Raw genomic sequence first — 20,291 nt, 5'->3', positions numbered from 1 at the left:
AACCTCTTCGTTGAGACCACTGGTGCACACCCGACCTCGCCGGGTGTTTGTCCGACGATATTATGGTCGGCTCGACCGGTCAAGCCACGGTGGACACGGATTCAAGTGGAGGTGGACAGCGGAGGGCGGCATCGTGCCGCGAGCCCACCATGCGTGCGGGTCGCGGCGGCGTGTCCGCGGTGCGCTAGCGCTGCTGGTTGGCGGCCTCGGCGAGGCGGAGCTGCGACAGCGCGGTCTTCGACGCGTTGCGCACGTGGGTCGCGCACAGGCGCGCGGCCTCGGCCGACTCGCGGCGCTTGGCCGCGTCGACGACGAGGCGCAGCTCCGCCGCGGCCTCCTCGGCGCGGCCCGGCTCGCCCATGGAGGTGGCGCGCAGGATGCGGACCCGGGCCTGGATGCCCTCGATGATGTTCTGGAGCGCCGGGCTCGCCGCGCCCTCGATGAGCACCTCGTACAGGCGGTCCTTCGCGTCGAGGATGACGCGGGGCTCCAGGCTGCCGGCCGATGCCGTGGCGAAGTGCTCGACGGACTCCTCGAGCCGCTCGAGCTGCTCGTCGGTCGCGCGCTCGACGAAGCGCTCGACCAGGATGGACTCCAGCACCGCGCGGATCTCGTAGAGGTCCTCCGCCTCGGCGAGCGACGGGGCGCTGACGACCGCGCCGCGCTGCGGCACCACGGTGACCAGGCCCTCGCTGGTGAGCTCGCGCAGCGCCTCGCGGACGGTGGTGCGCGAGACGCCGAGCTGCTCGATCAGCTCACGCTCGACGAGCCGCTGCCCGGGCCGGAGCTGGAAGTCGAGGATCGCGGTGCGGAGGGCCGTGATGACCTGCTCGCGGAGTGGCGCGGCCACTCGATCGACGGGCGGCGTGGACCATCCGACCGACAGTGTGTTCGGCTCCGACATGCGTTCCCCTAGCTGCTGGATTAACAGTCGATCATACAACCGGACCTGCGCCCCGGGGTCGGGAAGCGTGACCGGCGTGGCGCGAACCCGTGCGATTCGCGATGGATCGTCTATATATAATACTGTCAGACAATCTTGATGCTCCAAAGGAGGAGTCGGCGATGACCTATGCGGGACTTTCGGGGAAGGTGGCGATCGTCACCGGTGGCACTGGCGGGATCGGGTCGGCGGTGGTCGCCAGGTTGTCGGCGGCGGGCGCGAGGCTCGTCGTGGTCGACCTCGACGAGGACCGCGCGCGTGCGGCCGCGGACGCGCTGGACGGCGAGGCCATCGGGGTGGGTGCCGACGTCTCGACCGAGGAGGGCGTCGACGCGTACATGACCGCGGCGCTCGAGGCGTTCGGCTCGGCGGACCTGCACCACCTCAACGCTGGCATCGCGGGCACGCCGGCCGTGCAGCTCACGGACGCCGATGCGAACGAGTGGGACGCCGTCATGGCGGTCAACCTCCGCGGCCCGTTCCTCGGCACCCGCGCCGCGCTGCGGCACTTCGCCGCGAGTGGCACGACGGGCTCGATCGTGGTGACCGCGTCGATCGCGAGCCTCCGCGGCGCCGCGGACCTGCTCGCGTACACGACCTCGAAGCACGGCGTGATCGGCCTGGTGCACGGGGCCGCCGTCTACGCCGGCCCGATCGGCGTGCGCGTGAACGCCGTCGCCCCGGGCATCGTGCCCACGCCGATCTTCGGCCAGAAGGGCATCGACGACATGGTGAAGCGTGCGGGCACCTCCCCGCTCCGTCGCGCGGGCGAGCCCGACGAGGTCGCCGCGGCGGTCGCGTTCCTGCTGAGCGAGGACAGCTCCTACGTCACCGGATCCGTGCTCTCGGTCGACGGCGGGGCGCACGTGCAGAACACGAACCGGTACGGCGGAGGGGCCGGGCTCTGGGACACGGAGCCGGTCGACCGCGGGATATTCGACGTGTTCGGAAAGTAGCCCCACGGAAGATTGTCATACGATAGTCTCATATGACCGTTCGGTTCGGTCGGCACCCGCGGGTGCGACCGGACAGCCGTTTCAAAGGAGAAGCAGCAGTGTTCATTGTCACCGGTGCAAGTGGGTACGTCGGATCCGCGGTCGCGGAGCGCCTGCTCGAGCACGTGCCCGCCGACCAGGTCATCGTGACCACCCGCGACCCCGAGGTCGCCGAGCGGTGGCGCGCGCGGGGTGTCGACGCCCGCATCGCGGACTTCGAGGATCGCGCGAGCCTCGAGGCGGCCTTCCGCGGAGGCGACCACCTGTTCATGGTCTCGACCATGGAGGTCGGCCCGAACCGCCAGCGCCAGCACCGGAACGCGATCGAGGCGGCGACGGCCGCGGGGGTCGGGCACATCGTCTACACCTCCTTCATCGGCACCGAGAAGCCCGAGGTCGACTCGGTCGAGGTCTCGGACCACAAGTTCACCGAGCGGCTCATCCTCGACAGCGGCATGACCTGGAACATGCTCCGCAATAACCAGTACGCCGATGCGATGGCCGAGAACCAGGCCGCGATCGCGATCACCTCGGGCCAGAGCATCGGCAACACCGGCTCCGGCCAGGTGGCCTTCGTCTCGCGCGACGACGTCGCCGAGGTCGCCGCGCACGTGCTCATGGGCGAGGGCGAGGAGAACACCGGGTACGACGTGACCGGTCCGGACCTGCTGACCTACCGCGAGGTGGGGGAGATGATCGCCGAGCTGAGCGGGGCGACCATCACGATCGTCGACCTGACCGACGACGAGATGTACGCGATGTGGGACTCCCTCGGCGTGCCGCGCGACGCGACGGGCGACTTCTCGAAGTCGCCCGTGCCGTGGAGCAGCGACGGCATGGTCACCTTCGGCCGGATGATCCGCGCCGGCCACCTCGCGCACGTCACCGACGTGGTCGAGCGCTTCACGGGGCATCCGCCCCGCTCCCTTCGCGACCTCATGCTCGAGCGCCGTCACGAGTGGCCGCCGGTGGCGCAGGAGGCCTGATCCATGGCTGACGACTACGAGGTCGTGATCGTCCGGTACGGCACGCGGCAGGGACACCGCTCGGAGGTGTTCCTGAACCACCACGTGACCGGCCGGCCGGACGCCCCGATCGGCATGGACTACTACGTCTGGGTGATCCGCAATCACGAGCGCACCATCCTGGTGGACACCGGGTTCTCGCCGGAGGGCGGAGCGAACCGCTCGCGCACCTGGGTGAAGGACATCCCGTCGGTGTATGCCGCCCTCGGCATCGACCCGCAGGGCGAGCACACCATCGTCGTCACGCACGCGCACTACGACCACATCGGCAACCTCGGCCTCTTCCCGAACGCGACCGTCGTGATCGCCCGGCGCGAGTACGACTTCTGGATCAACGGGCTCGGCCACCGCGCGCAGTTCGCCTGGTCGACCGAGGACGCCGAACTCGCCGAGCTGCAGCGCGCCCACGACCAGGGTCGCGTGCGCACGTTCTCGGACACGTTCGAGGTCGCGCCCGGGGTCACCGTCATCGAGATCGGCGGGCACACGCCCGGCCAGTCCGCGGTGCTCGTGCACACCGCCGAGGGCGACGTGCTGCTCGCCTCCGACGCCGTGCACTACTACGAGGAGTACGAGGACGACCTGCCGTTCGCGTTCGTCGCCGACCTGCCGGCGATGTACGCGGGCTTCGATCGCATCCGAGCGATGCTCGGCGACGGCGTCAGCCACCTGGTGCCGGGGCACGACCCCGACACCCTCAACCGCTTCCGCATGGTCGAGGAGGGCCCGCTCGCGGGCATCGCGGCGACCATCGGGCAGTCCCACCGAGGAGGAGCGTCATGACGGACCGGACCGGATTCATCGGGCTCGGCAACATGGGCGGGCGCATGACCCGCAGGCTGGTCGACGGCGGCGTCGCGGTGCTCGGCTTCGACATGCGGCGCGAGGCCGTCGAGGAGGCGGGCGCGACCCCGGCCGACTCGTCGGTGGCCGTGCTCGCCTCGAGCGACGTGGTGTTCCTGTCGCTGCCCGACAGCCGGGTCGTCGAGCGCGTCGTGCTGCAGGACCCCGGATTCCTGGAGGGGCTTCGGCCCGGGATGGTCGTCGTCGACCTGAGCACGGCCGCGCCGAGCTCGACCACGACGATCAGCGGGGAGCTCGCCGCGCGCGGCGTCGCCTACCTCGACGCCGGCATCTCCGGCGGCGCGGCGGCGGCCGATAAGGGCGGCCTCACCCTCATGGTGGGCGGCGACCCCGAGGCGCTCGACCGCGTGCGGCCCCTGCTCGCGCACTTCGCGACCGGGGTGCACCACATGGGCGCCTCCGGCGCGGGGCACAGCATGAAGCTCCTGAACAACTTCCTCAACGCCATCAGCCTCTCGGCCACCGCCGAGGTCATGGTCGCGGCGAAGAAGGCGGGGCTCGACCTCGACACGGTGCTCGAGGTGCTGAACACGAGCTCCGGGGTGAACTTCGCCACCCTGAACCGCTTCCCGAAGATCATCCACGGCGACTACCTCAAGGGCGGCCTCACGAACGCCCTCATGACCAAGGACGTCGTGCTCTACGTGGACCACCTGCACGAGCTGGGCGTCACCTCGCTCAACGCGTCCGGTCCGCTCGCCAGCTTCGGGCTGGCGAACTCGCTCGGCTACGCCGACGCCATCAGCAACACCGTCGTCGATGCGATCGGCGACGTCTCCGGCCGCATCCGGCTCCACGATGCGCACGACCCCGACGACGCCGACGCCGACTCCGACTCCGAGACGAGGACAGCATGACCACCATCGACCAGAACGACGCCACCCGCAGGGACACCTACGAGTCGGGCATGAACGTCCGGCGCGACGTGCTCGGCCCCGCCCACGTCGAGCGCTCGCTCGGCCAGGTGACCGAGTTCTCCCGCCCCATCCAGGAACTCGTGACCGAGTACTGCTGGGGCGCCGTGTGGACCCGGGACGGCATCGACCGGCGCACGCGCAGCCTGCTGAACATCGCCATGCTCTCGGCCCTGAACCGCGGGCACGAACTCGGGGTGCACGTGCGCGGCGCGATCCGCAACGGCGTCTCGGTCGAGGAGATCCAGGAGGTGCTGATGCAGGTCGCGATCTACGTCGGCGTCCCGGCCTCGCTGGAGTCGTTCCGGATCGCCGAGGCGAAGCTCGAGGAGATGAAGGCGGCGGGCGAGCTGTGAGCGCTGCGAACGTCGTCGCCTTCATCGGCCTCGGCAACATGGGCACCCCCATGGCCCGTCGGCTGGTCGAGTCCGGGCTCGAGGTCGTCGGGTCGGACATCTCCGCCGAGGCGCGCGAGCGGCTGGTCGAGGCGGGCGGCACGGCCGTCGCCGACGCGGCGCAGGCGGTGGAGCGGGCGGATGCCGTCATCCTGATGCTCCCCAACTCCGACATCGTGGAGGCCGCGGCCGCCGGGATCCTGCCGTCCGTGCAGCCCGGTGCGCTCGTCATCGACATGAGCTCGTCGGAGCCGCTGCGCAGCCGCGAGCTCGCGGGCGTCGTGGAGCAGTCGGGTGCGCGCTTCATCGACGCGCCGGTGTCGGGCGGCGTGGGCGGCGCGCGCGCCGGCACCCTCACGATCATGGTGGGCGGCGCGGAGGCCGACGTCCAGGCGGCGTTGCCGGTGCTCGAGGTGCTCGGGCGCCCGACCCACGTCGGTGCGGTCGGTGCCGGCCACGCGCTGAAGGCGATCAACAACCTGATGTCGGCCACGCACCTGTGGGCGAGCAGCGAGGCGATGCTCACCGGCATCGCGTTCGGCCTCGACCCCGAGGTGATGCTCGACGCCATCAACGGCTCGAGCGGTCGCAGCGGCTCGACGCAGCACAAGTGGCCGAATTTCATCGTGGGCGAGACCTACGACTCCGGCTTCGGGCTCGCGCTCATGCTCAAGGACATGCGCATCGCCACCGGCCTGGCCGAACGCCTCGGCGTGCCGCACACGCTCACCGACGCGGCCGTCGCCCACTGGGAGGCCGCCGATGCCGAACTGGGGGCGGGAGCCGACCACACCGAGGTGGCGCGCTGGCTGCGCGAGCACCTCGCGACGCCGGCCGAGGGAGCCACGGCATGAGCGGCAGCGAGCGCAGCGCCGAGATCCGCGAGCACGTCGAGCAGACGGTCGGGGAGTGGGACGGCAAGCTCCAGGCGGTGCTCGACCTCGACCCGGAGTTCCTCGACAAGTACGCGGACCTCGCGGCCGTGCCCGATCGCCGCGGCGCGCTGCCCGAGAAGGTGCGGCACTTCATCCGCCTCGCGGTCGCGGCGAACTCGACGCACCTGTACCTGCCGCCCGTGCGCGGGCACATCCGTCGCGCGCTCGACGCCGGTGCGACCCCGCAGGAGCTGATGGAGGTGCTCGAGTGCTGCGCGACGCTCGGCATCCACGCGATGAACATCGGTGTGCCGATCCTCGTCGAGGTGCTCGAGGAGGCGGGGGTGCGCAGCGGGGCATCCGAGCTCACCGAGTACCAGGAGCGGCTCAAGGCCGAGTTCACCGCCAACCGCGGGTACTGGCACTCGTTCTGGGACGAGATCCTCGAGCTCGCACCCGAGTTCTTCGACGCCTACACCGAGTTCTCGTCGGTGCCGTGGAAGACCGGCACCCTCGAGCCGAAGGTGAAGGAGTTCATCTACATCGCGTTCGACACGGCGGCGACGCACCTGTACACGTCCGGCCTGCGCCTGCACCTGCAGAACGCGGTCGGGTACGGCGCCACCGCCGAGGAGCTGATCGAGGTCATGGAGATCGCGTCGACCTTGGGCATCCACGGGCTGCTCGAGGCCGCGCCGATCCTGCAGGAGGAGAGTGGAGGCCGCGATGAGCGCGCGTGACCAGCCGTACGTCCTGACCGCGGAGGCCGAGCGCCGGTTCCGCGAGGTGCTCGGCGACGACGCCGTCGTCGTCGACGAGGAGGGCAGGGACGCCTACCGGGACCCCTACTGGTTCCACGGCGACCGCACCTACGACTCGTCGGCCGTGGTCTACCCCACGTCGACCGAGGAGGTGCAGGCGGTCGTGCGCATCGCGAACGAGCTCGGCGTACCGCTCTGGCCGTCGTCGCAGGGGCGCAACAACGGGTACGGCGGGCCGTCGCCCCGCGTCGCCGGCTCCGTGCTCGTGAGCCTCCGCCGCATGAACCGCGTGATCGAGATCGATCCCGAGCTCGCCTACGCGGTGGTCGAGCCGGGCGTCACCTGGATGGACCTGCACCAGGCGCTGCAGGACGCCGGGCACGACGACCTGCTCGTCTCGGTGCCCGACCTCGGCTGGGGCTCGGTCATCGGCAACACCCTCGACAGCGGCGTCACCTACCTGCCGCTCGGCACCGACTTCCAGGCGCCGACGGGCATGGAGGTCGTGCTCGCCGACGGCTCGCTGCTGCGCACCGGCATGGGCGCGATCCCCGACGCGAAGTCGTGGCACGTCTACAAGCGCGGGCTCGGCCCGGTGCTCGACCCGCTGTTCGTGCAGTCGAACTTCGGCATCGTCACGCGCATGGGCTACTGGCTGATGCGCAAGCCCGAGGCCTACGCCCCGCTGTTCCTCACGGTGCCGAAGGACACCCAGCTCGAGCAGGCGATCGACATCCTCCGCGAGCTGCGGCTCGACGGCGTGATCCGCGGCGTGCCGGTGATGCAGAACACCATCACCCTGTCGTCGCACTTCCCCGAGCTGCTCGGCAAGCTGCAGGGGGCGGATGCCACGCTGAGCGAGGACGCGCTGCAGGAGCTCGCCGACGTCTCCGGCGTCGGGCGCTGGGGCATGCGCACCGCGGTCTGGGGCGACCCGGTGGTCGTCGCGCGGCACGTGGAGAAGATCACCGAGGCGTGGTCCGCGATCGAGGGCGCCAGGGTGGACCACCACCGCACGTTCGGCCGCGACGAGTGGCACGAGATCGTCGACTTCGTCGACAAGGTGCAGGCGGGCATCCCGAACCTCGACATGCTCGAGGCGCTGCCCGACCACATCGGCCACGTCGGGTTCTCGCCGGCCGTCCCGCTCGTCGGCAGGGACGTGCGCGAGGTCGTCGACCTGCTCGAGGAGATCGTCGTGCGCGAGGCGGGCGTCAACTTCGTCATGGGCATCTGCGTCGCGAGCGAGCGCAGCGCGCTGCTCGTCAGCGGCCTCGCCTTCGACACGAGCGACGAGCAGCAGAGCGCGACCGCGTTCTCGACCGTGAAGTCGATGGTGCGCGCCGCCGGGGCCCTCGGGTACGGCGAGTACCGCGCGCACCTGGACTTCATGGACCTCGCCGCCGAGCAGTACTCGTTCGGGGACTTCGCCTACCGGAGGTTCTGCGAGCGGATCAAGGACGCCGTCGACCCCAACGGCATCCTCGCGCCGGGACGGCACGGCATCTGGCCGGCCGGACGGCGCGACGGCGACGGCAGCGGCGCCGTCGCCTGACAGCACGATCGAGCACACGACTCAACGAGGAGCAGACATGGGATCGGACACGACCACGGTCGTCGAGGCATCGGGAGCGGCGCTCACGGCGCTGCGGTCGGAGGTCGCCGGGCCGGTGCTCGCGCGCGGCGACGCCGGCTACCAGGAGGAGATCGACGGGTTCAACTCGCTCTCCCCGATGGCGCCCGACCTCGTCGTCGGCGCGACGAGCGAGGCCGACGTGCAGGCGGCCGTGCGGTTCGCCGGCGAGCACGGGCTGGAGGTCGTCATCCAGGCCACCGGCCACGGTTCGTACCGCACGGTCGACTCCGGGCTGCTGATCCGCACGCACCGGCTGGACGCCATCGAGGTCGACCCGGAGGCCGGCACGTTCACCATCGGCGCGGGTGCGCGGTGGATGGACATCCTGCCGCGCCTGGCCGAGCACGGCCTCGCCGCCGTCACCGGCTCGTCGCCCAGCGTCGGCGCGGTCGGGCTGATGCTCGGCGGCGGCGTCGGGCCCCTCAGCCGCACGCTCGGCTGGGCGGCCGACCGCGCGCGCTCGTTCCGGGTGGTGCTCGCGGACGGCTCGACCGTCGTGGCTTCCGCGAACGAGCACGCCGACCTCTTCCGGGCGCTGAAGGGCGGGAAGGTCGGGTTCGGCGTCGTGACCGAGGTGACCGTCGAGGCCGTGCAGCTGACGGAGGTCTACGGCGGCGGGCTCTTCTTCGCCGAGGAGCACATCGAGGCCGTGCATCGCGCGTGGCTCGACTGGACCGCGACGCTGCCCGAGAGCGCCAACACCTCGATCGGCATCCTGCGGATGCCGCCGGAGGGCGTGCCCGAGCCGCTCGCGGGGCGCACCCTCGCGCACGTGCGGTTCGCCCACGTGGACCTCGAGGGGGACTCGGCGTCGCTCGCCGCGCGCGGCGCGGAGCTCATCGCGCCGATGCGCGAGGTCGCACCCGTGCACCTCGACGGCGTCGGGCTGCTGCCGGCGCAGGAGGTGGGCACGATCCACGCCGAGCCGTTCGGACCGCTGCCGATCTGGGAGCGCGGCGACTTCCTCGACCCGGTCGACCAGGACTACGTCTCGACGATCCTCCGCCACGCGGGAGCCGGGGTCCCGGCGCCGTTCGCCAACGTCGAGACCCGCTTCTTCGGCGGCGCGATCGCACGCGAGCCCGAGGCGCCGAACTCGATCGGCGGCCGGCAGGCGGCGTTCTCGCTGCTCGTGGTCGCCGCGGTCGTCCCCGGGCTGAACGACGAGGCGCTGCCCGTCGCCGGGCCGGCGCTCTTCGACGACGTGGCGCACTACGCGCACGCCGAGGTGAACTACAACTGGGCGGGGCATCCGACCCCCGGCGACTTCGCGCGGCTCTGGCCCGCGGAGACGGCCGAGCGACTCCGCGAGGTCCGCGCCGAGTACGACCCCGACGGCCGCTTCGGCTTCGGCAACTGAACCAGGAGGAGGCCGCATGACGCAGATCGAGGGCAGGGTGGCCGTGGTCACGGGAGGCGGCTCGGGGATCGGGCGCGGCATCGCCGAGCAGCTCATCGCCGAGGGCGCGAGGGTGGTGATCGCCGACATCGAGCGCGAGGCGCTGGAGCAGACCGCCGCCGAGATCGGCGCGGAGGGCATCCACGTCGACGTGACCGATCCGGCGAGCGTGCAGGCGCTCGCCGACGAGGTCGTCGCACGCCACGGCTCGGTGGGCATCGTCGTCAACAACGCCGGCGTCGGGCCGCTCGCCCGCATGGCCGACATGACGCTCGCCGACTGGCGCTTCATCCTCGACGTGAACCTCTGGGGCGTGATCCACGGGGTGTCGACGTTCCTGCCGCTGCTCCAGGCGAACCCCGACGGCGGGCACATCGTGAACACGGGGTCGATGGCCTCGTTCGCGCCGATGGCCGGTGCGGGCGCCTACGCCGTGACCAAGTACGGCGTCGCCGCGCTCACCGAGGCGCTCGCCCTCGAGCTGGCCGAGGAGGGCTCGGACGTGCACCTCACGCTGCTCGCGCCGGGCACCGTGCGCACGAACATCAAGTCGAGCCTGCGCAACCGCCCCGCGTCGCTCGCGGGCGCGCTCGCCGACGTCGACATCTCGGAGGGACCCGCGCGGGACCTGCGCTGGATCGATCCGATCGACGCCGGCCGCATCGTGACCCGGGCGATCCGGAACGACGACCTGTACGCGGTGACCCATCCCGACTGGTGGCACCTCGTCGAGGCCCGGCAGCAGCAGGTGCGCGAGGGCTTCGAGCGCTACCCGGTGGAGTCGGCGTGAGCCCGCGCGGCACGGCCGCCCCGGTCGTGCGCGGCCGCGCGGGCGTGCTCCGCGAGATCGGCGAGCCGTTCTCGATCGAGCAGGTCGAGATGCTGCCGCTCGACCCGGCCCGGGTGCTCGTGCGCACGCACGCGAGCCCATTCTGCTCGACCGACGTGAAGAACTGGAGCGGCAAGCTCTTCAAGGTCCCGCCGACGATCCTCGGCCACGCCTCGATCGGCGAGGTCGTCGAGGTCGGCTCCGAGGTGCGGGGCGTCACGGTGGGGCAGCGGGTCGTCGTGCCGGGCACGCCCGAGTGCGGACGGTGCTACTACTGCGCGATCGGCGAGCCGTGGCAGTGCGGCGAGCTGTTCGACCTCGGGGGCGTCTACCCCGACGTCGCGCGCGGCGACGACGGCGCGGCGATCTCGTGCGCCGGCTGCGTCGGCGGGTACGCCGAGTACATGTCGGCCTCGGGCAACCAGGTGTTCCCGATCGAGTCCGACCTGTCGAGCGAGGTGCTCTCGATGCTCGGCTGCGGCATCACGACCGGTGTCGGCTCGGTGGCGAACGTCGCCGAGGTCGCGCCGGGCGAGTCGGTCGCCATCGTCGGCGCCGGGCACGTGGGGCTCTGGATGCTGCAGGCGGCCAGGCTCGCCGGCGCGGGCACGATCGTCGTGGTCGAGCCGCACGCGGGCCGACGCGCGATCGCCGCCTCGCTCGGCGCCGACCACCTCGTCGACCCGGACGACACGGACGCGGTCGAGGCCGTGCGCGACCTCACCGGCGGCCGGGGCGCCGACGTCGTGCTCGAGGCGGCCGGCCCGACGGCCGCGCAGCGCATCGCCGTGCGCGCGGCACGCCGGGGCGGGCGCACCGTGCTCACCGGGTTCGAGGTGGGCACCGCCGAGCTCGGGCTGCCCCAGGTCGAGACCGCGCTGCAGAGCCGCCGCATCCTGAGCTCGCAGAACGGCCAGGTGCACATGCGCAGCGACCTGCAGCGCTACACCGGCATGCTCGAGCGCGGGCTGCTCGACCCCGACCCGATCCTCACGCGGACCTACGCGCTCGACGAGCTCGACCTCGCGCGCGATCGCTCCGGGTCGCTCGACGACGTGTGCGGCATCATCGCGTTCGACTACTGAGCGGCGGCGCGGGCCGCCGGAACGACGAACGAGGGGGGCCCGGCGATGCTGGGCCCCCCTCGTTTTGCTCAGCGCTCCGGGCGGTACTTCGCCGGCCAGACCCCGTGCCGGCCCGGGGCGAGGATGCCCTTCGGGTCGACGGCGTCCTTGATCGACTCCGTGAACCGCCGGTAGGCGTGGTCGCCGAACGAGTACTGCTCGGCGGCGAGGTCCATCACGTCGAGGTGCGCGCGGTACTCGCCGTAGCCGAGCTCGCCGATCTCGGCGATCAGCTCGCGCACCGTGTCGAACGTCGCCCGCACGTGCGCCTCGTCGCGCCGGTCGAAGCTCATGGCGCTCACGATCATCGCGCTGCGGTCGTTGGTCGGGAAGATCGCGCACACGAAGTTCACCCCGGTGCGCTCGATGACGCGCGCCTTGATGCGCTCGACGACCTTGACGACCTCGCTGCCGGTGAGCGGCACGATGGGGGAGAAGCCGACGTGGCCGACCCAGTCGGGCATCTGCTCCATCATCTCCATGGTGGGCACGCCCGCGGAGATCTTCTGCATGAACGTGTCCATCTCCGACCAGTTCTCGGGCGTGAACCGGCCGAGCACGTCGACGCGTCCGCCCTCGATCGCGGACCACGCCTCGCGGAGGCGCTCGAGGTGGTGGTCGACGACGGGGCCGTCGCCCCAGAGCGCGGTGCGCATGCCCCAGCGGCCGATGCCCGTGGCATCCGCCAGCTCGTCGAGCCGCTCCTCCGACCAGGTGGCATCCGCTCCCGGGAACATGCCGAGGTGCTCGGGGAACTGCGCACCCATGGTGACGAGGTTCTGCACGTTGGGCACGCCCCGGATGACGCCCTCGAGCCGGAGCTCGCGGATGAGGTCCATGGCCTGGCCGAGCTGGTCCTCGCGCGGGATGGAGAGGTACAGCGGGGTGTAGACGCGCGGCCGGCGCATGAGCCAGACGCCCATGCGGGTCACGATGCCGTAGTTCGACTGCATGAACAGCGGGTCGAGGGTCGGGCCGAGTCCGCGCTTGTAGACGTGCCACGACGGGTTGTCGGGGATCGCGCCCATGCCGGTGCGCAGCAGCGACCCGTCGGCGAGCACGACCTCGAGGCCGCACGGGGCGGCGAAGTCGGAGCCGAGCGGCAGGTACGTCATGCCGTTGTCGAGCGAGTTGCCGATGATCGAGCCCCACCCGATGTCGGGCACCGACAGCAGCAGGTCGTCGCCCAGCTCGTGCAGCGCCGCATGCAGGTCGAGCCAGCGCACGCCGGGCTCGACCACGGCGTACGCGAGCTCGGTGTCGATGTGCAGGATGCGGTTCATGCGCCGCAGGCTGATGAGCAGCGAGCCGGCGACGCGGGCCGACGGACCGCCGTAGCCGTTGTTGCGGCCCTGCGACGAGGTCCAGACGGGGATCTCGTACTCGCCGGCGATGCGCACGACCGCCTGGAGCTCCTCGACGTTCGCCGGGAAGACCACGGCCGAGGAGTCGTAGGAGCGGTCGTCGTGGAACCAGTACGGGTCGCGGTAGGTGTCGCGTTCTTCCTCGGTGAGGAGGGCGTGCTCGCGGCCGACGACGGCGACGAGCTCGTCGCGCGCGGCGTCGGGCAGCTCGAAGGCCGGAGTGGCGGGCAGGGACCGGGCGGGCATCGTGTCGGTCATCGGGTCAGCCCTGCGCCGCCGCGTAGTCGGCCTCGGAGACTTCCTCGAGCCAGGTCGTGGTGCCGAGCGAGATCGCGGTGTGGCCCATGAGGGACTCGACGGTGCCGCCGTGCCAGTGGCGCTCGCCGGGCTCGATCCAGACGGTGTCGCCCTCGGTGATGACGCGCGTCTCGCCGTCGCCGCCGGTGACGAGCCCGCGGCCGCGGAAGACCTGCAGGATCTGCCCGCCCTCGTGGGAGTGCCAGTACGTTCGGGCGCACGGGGTGAAGATGACGTTGTTGATCTTCACGTCGGGGCGGTCGGTGACCACGCCGTCCGCCCACACCTCCCCGGTGAACGTGTTCGCGGCCTGCCCCGACGGGGCTCCCGATCGGCCCGAGATGATGCGCATCCTGTTGCCTCCTGCTGACGTCGTCGTCCGGATTGTCAGACGATAGTATATCCGAACGAGATAGTTGTAGTACCTGTAACTACTTGCTACCATCGCCGTACGCGAGTCGCACAGCTCGCGGACCGAGGACGCGAAGGGGCGAACCAATGGACACGACAGCACTCACGGTCGAACCGTCGAAGTGGGAGTTCCGAGACGTCATGGGGAGGTTCGCGAGCGGCGTCACCGTCATCACGACCCACGAGGACGGGCGCGACTACGGTGCGGCGGCCAGCGCGGTGAGCTCGCTGTCGGACGAGCCGCCCATGCTGCTCATCTGCCTCAACGTCGCCTCGTCGACCGCCCAGGCGATCGGGCGCTCGGGCCGGTTCGCGGTGAACGTGCTGGCGGAGGACTCCGGGCCGCTCGCGCAGCACTTCGCCTCGAAGTCGCCCGACAAGTTCGGCTCGGTGACGTTCGAGCGCGGCCAGGGCGACTGCCCGCTGCTCGCGGGCTCGATCGCCCAGTTCGAGTGCGTGGTCGAGGACCAGGTGCGCGGCGGCACGCACCTCGTCTTCCTCGCCCGGGTGCTGGGCGTGAGCTCCCAGCCGGGCAACCCGCTGGCCTACTTCCGCGGCTCGTTCGGGCGCATGGAGACGGCGCCGGATGCCGCTGCGCTGCACGCCGTGCGCGACTACGTCGTGAACTCCGTGTCCGACGCATCCACCGAGCTCGACGCCGACCGCATCGCGGCCGCCCTCGAACTCGAGCCGTCGCGCGTGTTCCTCTCCCTCGTCGCGCTCTCCAGCGAGGGCCTCGTGCGCCGCTCGGGCGCGACCTTCGAGGTCGAGCCCGTGCCCGACCAGGTGATCTACGACTACTACGCCGCGAAGCTCGCGATCGAGATCGGCGCCGCGGCGCAGACCGTCGGGCACGTCACGCCCGAGCAGCTCGTCGAGCTGCGTCGCCTGATGGAGGCCACGCTCGAGTTCGTCGACGGCGAGGAGTTCGTCGACCCCGAGGGCTGGATCCGCTCGAACGCGGCGTTCCACGAGTACCTGGTGGGACTCGCCGAGAGCGTGATCCTCACCGAGACGTACAAGGGCCTCCGGCTCCCGGCGCTCGAGCTGCGTACCATCCGGCGCGCGTCGACCAAGGCGTCGGTGAAGCTCCTCGAGGACCACAGTGCGATCGTGGCCGGCTACGAGTCGGGCGACCTCGAGGGCGTGCTGCGCACCCTCGCGGCGCACGCGAAGCGCCCGCAGGAGACCAGGGCGGCGGTGGCGGCCGCGTCCTGAGCCGGCCGGCGCCGCGGTCACATCACCATGCCGCCGTTGGCGCTGACGGTCTGCCCGGTGATGAACTGCGCCTCGTCCGAGCAGAGGTAGACGATCGTCGCGGCCATCTCCGACGGGGGCACGACCCGCGGGATGGGCTGGAGCTGCACGAGCTCGGCGAGCAGCGCCTCGTCCTTCGGGAGCATGTCGGTGCGCGTGGCCGCGGGCGCGACGGCGTTGACGCGGATGTTCTCGCGGCCCACGAGCGCGGCGATGGCGCGGGTCATGCCGAGCACGCCGGCCTTCGATGCGGGGTAGGCGGCCTGGAGCGGATAGGGCGCGAGGGCGCCCACGCTCGAGAGCGTGACCACCGCGCCGCCGCGCGCGCCGTTGGCTCGCAGCAGCGGGAGTGCGGCGCGCACGCTGTAGAACGTGCCGGTCAGGTTCACCCGGATGACCAGGTCCCACGCCTCGTCGTCGATCGTGCCCGGGTCGGGGTCGCCGCCGCGATCGCCGAGGCGCCACGGCGCGTCGGCGATGCCCGCGGCCGTGACGAGCGCGTCGAGGCGCCCGTGGTCGTCCGCGATGCGCGCGAACGCGGCGTCCACCTGCGCGCTGTCGCCGACGTCGACCGCGAGCGGCGTCGCCCGCTCGACGTCGTCCCACGCGTCCGCGAGTCGCTCGGCCGACCGGTCGAGCGCGTAGACGGTCGCGCCCTCGGCGAGCAGGCGCTCGGCGACGGCACGGCCAATGCCCCGCGCCGCCCCGGTGACCGCCGCGATGCGCCCCTCGAAGCGTCGCGCGCCCCAGGTCGTGACCGCCGTGCTCCCCACGTGCACCGAGGCCGGGTCCGATCCGTCAGTTTCCATCGCTCGCGCTCCTCCCATGCGGCATCCGCACCGATTGCCGTATTGCATGCGTGTCTGATTGTCGTACAATACCCGCAGACGGGTGGTGCGCGAGCCCCCATGTCGGCGACGTGGCCGCCCCCGGTGAACCTTCGAAGGAGAAGTCGACCGTGCACACCTTCCCCCGCCCGGCGAACGAGCGCCTCCACGTCGACCGAGTCCCGCTCGGACGCACCTGTCCCGAGTGCGGGGGTGCGGACGTCCGCACCTACCGCGTGCTGAGCGAGGGGGGCTGGTGGCAGGCCGTCAAGTGCCAGGACTGCCTCGCCTCGCTCGAGCGCGAGCCGTCGCCCGCGCTCGGCAGCTTCGTGCCCCTCGGCACGACCGTGCAGACCGGGGAGGCCGCCCGATGATCGGCGTCGACGTCGGCGGCACGTTCACCGACGTGGTCGCGATCCGCGACGGGCGCGTCGAGGTCACCAAGGTGCCGAGCGGACGCACCGACCCGGCGGGCTCGGTCGTCGAGGGCGCGAGGCGACTCGGCGTCGACGACAGCGCGGTGTTCAACCACGCCAGCACCATGGGCCTGAACGCCGTGCTCGAGCGCCGGCTGCCGAAGGTCGCGCTGCTCACCACGGACGGGTTCCGCGACGTGCTCGACCGCGGCTCCGTGCACCGGCCGCTCGACGCGCAGACCGACCCGTCGTGGCGCCGCACGTTCGGCGACGCCGCGCGGCCGATCGTGCCGCGCTACCTCCGTCGGGGCATCCGCGAGCGCATGACCGCCGACGGCGGCACGCTGCTCGAGCTCGACGAGGCCCAGGCCCGGCACGAGCTCGAGATCCTCGCCCGGTGCGAGGTCGAGGGCGTGGCGATCTGCCTCATCAACGCGTACGTGAACCCCGCCCACGAGGAGCGCCTGCGCGAACTCGTGCACGAGGTGCTCGGCGACGACGTGCACGTCTCGATCTCGTCGGCGACGTCGCCGCTCGCGAAGGAGTACGAGCGGGCCTCCACGACCGTGGTCGACGTGATCATGAAGCTGCTCTTCGGGGACTACGCGACGACCCTCGACCGCGGCCTCGGCGGGCTCGGGTTCGCCGGTCAGCTCAACTTCGCCGACTGCGCGGCGAACCTCCTGCCCTGGGACGAGGCGCTCGAGCGCCCGTTCCGCATCCTCTTCGCGGGCCCGGCCGCCGGCACCGTCTCGAGCAACCACCTCGGCCAGGCGATCGGGCGCCGCGACCTGCTCTGTGCCGACGTCGGCGGCACCTCGACCGACGTGTCGATCATCGTCGACGGCAGGCCGTTCGTGCAGAACACCTTCGAGATCGAGCACGACCTCATCATCAACGCGCTCTCGACCGAGGTGTCGAGCGTGGGCGCGGGCGGCGGCAGCCTCGTCACGGTCTCGAGCTCCGGGGGCATCCTCGTCGGGCCGGGCAGTGCCGGCGCCGAGCCCGGGCCCGCCTGCTACGGCCGCGGCGGCACGCAGCCGACGGTGACGGATGCGGCGCTGCTGATCGGCATCCTGGACGCCGACGGGTTCGCCGGCGGCGAGTTCGCGCTCGACGTCGAGGCGGCGACCCGCGCCTTCGAGCGGCTCGACACCCCGGTGCCGCTCGTCGACCGCGTGCGCACCGCGTACCGCCTCGCCGTCGCGCACATGGCCGAGGAGATCCTCAACGTGGCGGTGCGCCACGGCGTCGACATCCGCGACTTCGCCCTCATGTCGTACGGCGCCGCCGGCGGCATGCTGCTGCCCGCGGCCATGGACCTGCTGCCGCTCAAGGAGGTCGTCGTCCCGCCGCATCCGGGGCTCTTCTCGGCCCTGGGGCTGCTCTCGGCCGACCAGGTGTACTCCGAGTCGGAGAGCGCCTACGTGGTCTTCGGCGAGCACACCGTCGACGAGGTCGCCGCCGTGTACGACCGCATGGAGGCGAGGCTCCGCGAGCGGCTCGGCGCCGCGGCCGAGGGCGTGACCGCGCGGCGCAGCTTCGACGGGCGCCTGGTCGGGCAGAGCTGGGAGACGCCGTTCGTGCCGATCCCCGACGGGCCCATCACGGCCGAGTCGATGGGTGCCATCGTCGCCGGGTTCCACGACGCGTACGAGGCCCGCAACGGCAACCGCTTCGACGCGTTCCCGGTGGAGGGCGTGACCTACCGGGTCGAGCTCGTCGTGCCGGCCGAGAAGGTCGAGTACGTGCCGGCCGAGCCGGTCGAGCCGTTCACGGCGACGCCCGAGGGCACGATCACGCTCTCGTACCTCACCGACGAACCGGTGCAGGCGGAGTGGTTCTCGCGCGGCAACCTCGGCATCGGCGCGCAGGTCACCGGCCCCGCGGTGATCCGCGAGGAGCTCAGCACGACGTTCGTCTCGTTCGGACAGACCGCGGTGGTCGGCACCTGCGGGGAGATCATCATCACGACGGGGAGCAGGGCATGACCATCACGACGCCGGAGACCCGGCCGCGGCAGCTGATACGGGACCTCGACGAGGCGGCGTTCCGCGACGCCTACGGCTGCGACAGGTACACCGCGACGGTGCTCGGCAATCGGTTCGACTACCTCGTCGAGCACATGAGCGCGCGCCTGCTGACGGGTGCGTTCTCGCCCGTGCTGCGCGACTTCTACGACCTCGCCTGCACGGTCGCGGGCCCGGCCGAGCTCGGTTACCCGGTGCCGGCGGCGAGCAACGGCATCGTGCTCATGGCCGGCACGACCATCGACGCCGTGCCGAACATGGTGAACGAGTACGGCGCCGAGCGGCTGCGCCCCGGCGACGTGCTCATCGCCAACGACCCGTACCGCACGGGGAACCACAACAACGACCTCGTCTTCACCCGGCCCGTCTTCGTCGACGGCGCGATCGCGGCGTTCGTCACGCTCAACGCCCACCAGCTCGACATGGGCGGCACGGTGCCCGGCGGGTTCAGCGCGACCAAGCAGAACGTGTTCGAGAACGGGCTCGTGCTCTCGCCGCGCCTGCTCGTGAGCGAGGGCGTCAACGTGCCCGAGTCGTGGAACGTGATCTTCGACAACGTGCGCATGGCCGAGGTGCTGCTGCCCGACATGCAGACCGTCTGCTCGAGCCTCGAGCTCGGCGAGCAGCTGGTGCGCGAGTCGATCGACCGCTACGGGCTCGCGGCCTTCCACGGCGCGATGCGGTATGCGACGGATGCGGCGGCCGAGCGCATGGCCCTCGGCATCGCCGAACTGCCCGACGGCGACTGGGAGGCCGAGCACGGCGTCGACTGCGACGGCATCGACGACACCGAGTCGTATCCGGTGCGCGTCGCGATCCGCAAGCGCGGCGACCGCATCGAGGTGGACTTCTCCGGCACGCACCGGCAGGCGCGCACCTCGATCAACGCGACCGTCTGGGAGGTGAAGACCGCGATCGGCGTGGCGTTGAAGTACAACTTCGACCCGCGCGGCCGGTTCAACTCCGGGCTGTTCCGCAACATAGACATCGTGCTGCCCGAGGGCACCGTGGTCTCGGCCCTCCCGCCCGACGGCGCGGTGTTCCTCTACTTCGAGCAGAGCCAGGTCATCCTCGCGACCGCGCTCATGGCGCTCGAGCAGGCGATGGGCGAGCGCGCGATCGCGGGCGACCGCGCCGGCACCAACCTGCACACCGCCTTCGGCGCCTGGCCCGACGGCCGGCCGTGGGTCTCGGCGATGCAGTGCGGCGGCGAGATCGGGCCGTACGGCGCGAACCGTCACGGCGACGCCGACACCCAGTGCATGTCGTACCTCGCCAACGGCGTCGCACCGTCGGTCGAGGCCGTCGAGAAGGACAGCCCGGTCGTGATGCTGCGGCACGAACCCGTGCCCGACACCGCCGGTCCGGGTGTGCACCGCGGCGGCAACGCCATGCTGCGCGACACGCTCTGGCTGACCGACGCGGCGCACTCGATCATCGAGCTCCGCCACAAGTCGATCACCGGCTTCGGCGTGCACGGCGGCGGCCACGGCCGCAACGGCGGCGTCTGGATCTACCCGCCCGACGACGCCGGCGCGCCGAACGTGCCCGCGACCGGGCCCGACTCGTTCCGCTCGGGCACCGCGTGGGCCGGGGTGCTCGACCCCGAGACGAACGCGCCGTCGCGACAGGGCGAGTACGTCTACCCGTTCGCGAACGCGAACGTGAGCGCCAGGCAGTCGGTGCTGCGGTACATCACCAACGGGGCTGGAGGCTGGGGCGACCCGCTCGAGCGCGACCCCGAGAAGGTGCGGATCGACGTGCGCGACGAGTACGTCACGATCGGCGGGGCGGCAGACCTGTACGGCGTGGTCGTCACGGGCGACCCGCACGAGGACCCCGAGGGCGTGGCGGTCGACGCGGATGCCACGGCGGCGCTGCGCGAGCAGATGCGGGCCGAGCGCGGCTAGGCGGTGTCGGCGCCCGGCG

Annotated in this window: 19 protein-coding genes; 15 read left to right on the top strand and 4 right to left on the bottom strand. The window is 71.6% G+C overall.

Features of this window, described 5'->3' with window-relative positions; all coding sequences use genetic code 11:
* Positions 1 to 184 precede the first annotated feature (184 nt).
* Complete coding sequence (locus tag QMG39_RS03900) at positions 185 to 904, bottom strand: GntR family transcriptional regulator (RefSeq protein ID WP_281882544.1); 720 nt, start codon at positions 902 to 904, stop codon at positions 185 to 187.
* A gap of 161 nt (positions 905 to 1,065) precedes the next feature.
* Here QMG39_RS03900 and QMG39_RS03895 point away from each other — a divergent pair, with 161 nt between their 5' ends.
* The 11 genes from QMG39_RS03895 (at position 1,066) to QMG39_RS03845 (ending at position 11,721) form a co-directional block, all read left to right on the top strand.
* A complete protein-coding gene (locus QMG39_RS03895; RefSeq protein ID WP_281882543.1) occupies positions 1,066 to 1,899 on the top strand; it encodes an SDR family NAD(P)-dependent oxidoreductase in 834 nt (277 codons plus the stop codon).
* 98 nt (positions 1,900 to 1,997) lie between these two features.
* The gene (locus tag QMG39_RS03890) at positions 1,998 to 2,924 is read left to right on the top strand and encodes an SDR family oxidoreductase (protein ID WP_281882541.1); all 927 of its coding nucleotides are present in this window, start codon (positions 1,998 to 2,000) and stop codon (positions 2,922 to 2,924) included.
* Between the two features lie 3 nt (positions 2,925 to 2,927).
* Positions 2,928 to 3,746 (top strand): N-acyl homoserine lactonase family protein, encoded by an 819-nt coding sequence (locus QMG39_RS03885; protein ID WP_281882540.1) that lies wholly within the window; start codon positions 2,928 to 2,930, stop codon positions 3,744 to 3,746.
* Positions 3,743 to 4,684 carry an NAD(P)-dependent oxidoreductase gene (locus QMG39_RS03880; RefSeq protein WP_281882539.1) on the top strand — a complete coding sequence of 314 codons (942 nt, stop codon included), beginning with the start codon at positions 3,743 to 3,745 and terminating at the stop codon, positions 4,682 to 4,684. The genes QMG39_RS03885 and QMG39_RS03880 overlap by 4 nt, the downstream gene beginning before the upstream one ends.
* A complete protein-coding gene (gene pcaC / locus QMG39_RS03875; RefSeq protein ID WP_281882537.1) occupies positions 4,681 to 5,097 on the top strand; it encodes a 4-carboxymuconolactone decarboxylase in 417 nt (138 codons plus the stop codon). The genes QMG39_RS03880 and pcaC overlap by 4 nt, the downstream gene beginning before the upstream one ends.
* On the top strand, positions 5,094 to 5,990 hold the full coding sequence (locus tag QMG39_RS03870; protein WP_281882536.1) for an NAD(P)-dependent oxidoreductase: 897 nt from the start codon (positions 5,094 to 5,096) through the stop codon (positions 5,988 to 5,990). Before pcaC ends, QMG39_RS03870 begins: the two co-directional genes overlap by 4 nt.
* A complete protein-coding gene (locus QMG39_RS03865; RefSeq protein ID WP_281882534.1) occupies positions 5,987 to 6,751 on the top strand; it encodes a carboxymuconolactone decarboxylase family protein in 765 nt (254 codons plus the stop codon). The genes QMG39_RS03870 and QMG39_RS03865 overlap by 4 nt, the downstream gene beginning before the upstream one ends.
* On the top strand, positions 6,738 to 8,327 hold the full coding sequence (locus tag QMG39_RS03860) for an FAD-binding oxidoreductase (protein WP_281882532.1): 1,590 nt from the start codon (positions 6,738 to 6,740) through the stop codon (positions 8,325 to 8,327). Before QMG39_RS03865 ends, QMG39_RS03860 begins: the two co-directional genes overlap by 14 nt.
* 37 nt (positions 8,328 to 8,364) lie before the next feature.
* Positions 8,365 to 9,768, top strand: a complete 1,404-nt coding sequence (locus QMG39_RS03855; protein ID WP_281882531.1) for an FAD-binding oxidoreductase — start codon at positions 8,365 to 8,367, stop codon at positions 9,766 to 9,768.
* 16 nt (positions 9,769 to 9,784) lie between these two features.
* Positions 9,785 to 10,597, top strand: a complete 813-nt coding sequence (locus QMG39_RS03850; protein ID WP_281882530.1) for an SDR family NAD(P)-dependent oxidoreductase — start codon at positions 9,785 to 9,787, stop codon at positions 10,595 to 10,597.
* The gene (locus tag QMG39_RS03845; protein WP_281882529.1) at positions 10,594 to 11,721 is read left to right on the top strand and encodes a zinc-binding dehydrogenase; all 1,128 of its coding nucleotides are present in this window, start codon (positions 10,594 to 10,596) and stop codon (positions 11,719 to 11,721) included. Before QMG39_RS03850 ends, QMG39_RS03845 begins: the two co-directional genes overlap by 4 nt.
* Before the next feature lie 68 nt (positions 11,722 to 11,789).
* On the opposite strand, the gene QMG39_RS03840 is transcribed toward QMG39_RS03845, so the two are convergent.
* Together QMG39_RS03840 and QMG39_RS03835 are read right to left on the bottom strand one after the other, a co-directional pair.
* Entirely contained in the window at positions 11,790 to 13,382 is a 1,593-nt protein-coding gene (locus QMG39_RS03840) for an FAD-binding oxidoreductase (protein WP_281882528.1), read from the bottom strand.
* Between the two features lie 4 nt (positions 13,383 to 13,386).
* Entirely contained in the window at positions 13,387 to 13,773 is a 387-nt protein-coding gene (locus QMG39_RS03835) for a cupin domain-containing protein (protein ID WP_281882527.1), read from the bottom strand.
* A gap of 146 nt (positions 13,774 to 13,919) precedes the next feature.
* Between QMG39_RS03835 and QMG39_RS03830 the strand changes: the two genes are divergently transcribed.
* Positions 13,920 to 15,050, top strand: coding sequence for a flavin reductase (locus tag QMG39_RS03830; protein ID WP_281882526.1), 1,131 nt, complete (start codon positions 13,920 to 13,922; stop codon positions 15,048 to 15,050).
* 17 nt (positions 15,051 to 15,067) lie between these two features.
* Here the strand turns inward: QMG39_RS03830 and QMG39_RS03825 are convergent, their stop codons facing one another.
* Positions 15,068 to 15,898, bottom strand: a complete 831-nt coding sequence (locus QMG39_RS03825) for an SDR family NAD(P)-dependent oxidoreductase (protein WP_281882525.1) — start codon at positions 15,896 to 15,898, stop codon at positions 15,068 to 15,070.
* 149 nt (positions 15,899 to 16,047) lie between these two features.
* Here QMG39_RS03825 and QMG39_RS03820 point away from each other — a divergent pair, with 149 nt between their 5' ends.
* From QMG39_RS03820 to QMG39_RS03810, 3 genes are read left to right on the top strand one after another with little or no spacing between them, the layout of a single operon-like run.
* Positions 16,048 to 16,290 carry a hypothetical protein gene (locus QMG39_RS03820; RefSeq protein ID WP_281882524.1) on the top strand — a complete coding sequence of 81 codons (243 nt, stop codon included), beginning with the start codon at positions 16,048 to 16,050 and terminating at the stop codon, positions 16,288 to 16,290.
* The gene (locus QMG39_RS03815) at positions 16,287 to 18,323 is read left to right on the top strand and encodes a hydantoinase/oxoprolinase family protein (protein WP_281882522.1); all 2,037 of its coding nucleotides are present in this window, start codon (positions 16,287 to 16,289) and stop codon (positions 18,321 to 18,323) included. Before QMG39_RS03820 ends, QMG39_RS03815 begins: the two co-directional genes overlap by 4 nt.
* On the top strand, positions 18,320 to 20,272 hold the full coding sequence (locus tag QMG39_RS03810; RefSeq protein ID WP_281882521.1) for a hydantoinase B/oxoprolinase family protein: 1,953 nt from the start codon (positions 18,320 to 18,322) through the stop codon (positions 20,270 to 20,272). Before QMG39_RS03815 ends, QMG39_RS03810 begins: the two co-directional genes overlap by 4 nt.
* The last annotated feature ends 19 nt before the right edge of the window (positions 20,273 to 20,291 follow it).

Origin of the sequence: Agromyces rhizosphaerae (genome assembly GCF_027925245.1) — a bacterium.
GTDB classification, from domain to species: domain Bacteria; phylum Actinomycetota; class Actinomycetes; order Actinomycetales; family Microbacteriaceae; genus Agromyces; species Agromyces rhizosphaerae.
This window is presented reverse-complemented; position numbering and strand designations above follow the sequence as displayed.

Excerpts from the sequence above, each read along its gene's own strand:
- QMG39_RS03840 (WP_281882528.1), bottom strand. The coding sequence starts at position 13,382 with ATGACCGACACGATGCCCGCCCGGTCCCTGCCCGCCACTCCGGCCTTC.
- QMG39_RS03860 (WP_281882532.1), top strand. The coding sequence starts at position 6,738 with ATGAGCGCGCGTGACCAGCCGTACGTCCTGACCGCGGAGGCCGAGCGC.
- QMG39_RS03830 (WP_281882526.1), top strand. The coding sequence starts at position 13,920 with ATGGACACGACAGCACTCACGGTCGAACCGTCGAAGTGGGAGTTCCGA.
- QMG39_RS03825 (WP_281882525.1), bottom strand. The coding sequence starts at position 15,898 with ATGGAAACTGACGGATCGGACCCGGCCTCGGTGCACGTGGGGAGCACG.
- QMG39_RS03865 (WP_281882534.1), top strand. The coding sequence starts at position 5,987 with ATGAGCGGCAGCGAGCGCAGCGCCGAGATCCGCGAGCACGTCGAGCAG.
- QMG39_RS03835 (WP_281882527.1), bottom strand. The coding sequence starts at position 13,773 with ATGCGCATCATCTCGGGCCGATCGGGAGCCCCGTCGGGGCAGGCCGCG.
- QMG39_RS03810 (WP_281882521.1), top strand. The coding sequence starts at position 18,320 with ATGACCATCACGACGCCGGAGACCCGGCCGCGGCAGCTGATACGGGAC.
- QMG39_RS03895 (WP_281882543.1), top strand. The coding sequence starts at position 1,066 with ATGACCTATGCGGGACTTTCGGGGAAGGTGGCGATCGTCACCGGTGGC.
- pcaC (WP_281882537.1), top strand. The coding sequence starts at position 4,681 with ATGACCACCATCGACCAGAACGACGCCACCCGCAGGGACACCTACGAG.
- QMG39_RS03900 (WP_281882544.1), bottom strand. The coding sequence starts at position 904 with ATGTCGGAGCCGAACACACTGTCGGTCGGATGGTCCACGCCGCCCGTC.
- QMG39_RS03855 (WP_281882531.1), top strand. The coding sequence starts at position 8,365 with ATGGGATCGGACACGACCACGGTCGTCGAGGCATCGGGAGCGGCGCTC.
- QMG39_RS03850 (WP_281882530.1), top strand. The coding sequence starts at position 9,785 with ATGACGCAGATCGAGGGCAGGGTGGCCGTGGTCACGGGAGGCGGCTCG.
- QMG39_RS03885 (WP_281882540.1), top strand. The coding sequence starts at position 2,928 with ATGGCTGACGACTACGAGGTCGTGATCGTCCGGTACGGCACGCGGCAG.
- QMG39_RS03815 (WP_281882522.1), top strand. The coding sequence starts at position 16,287 with ATGATCGGCGTCGACGTCGGCGGCACGTTCACCGACGTGGTCGCGATC.
- QMG39_RS03880 (WP_281882539.1), top strand. The coding sequence starts at position 3,743 with ATGACGGACCGGACCGGATTCATCGGGCTCGGCAACATGGGCGGGCGC.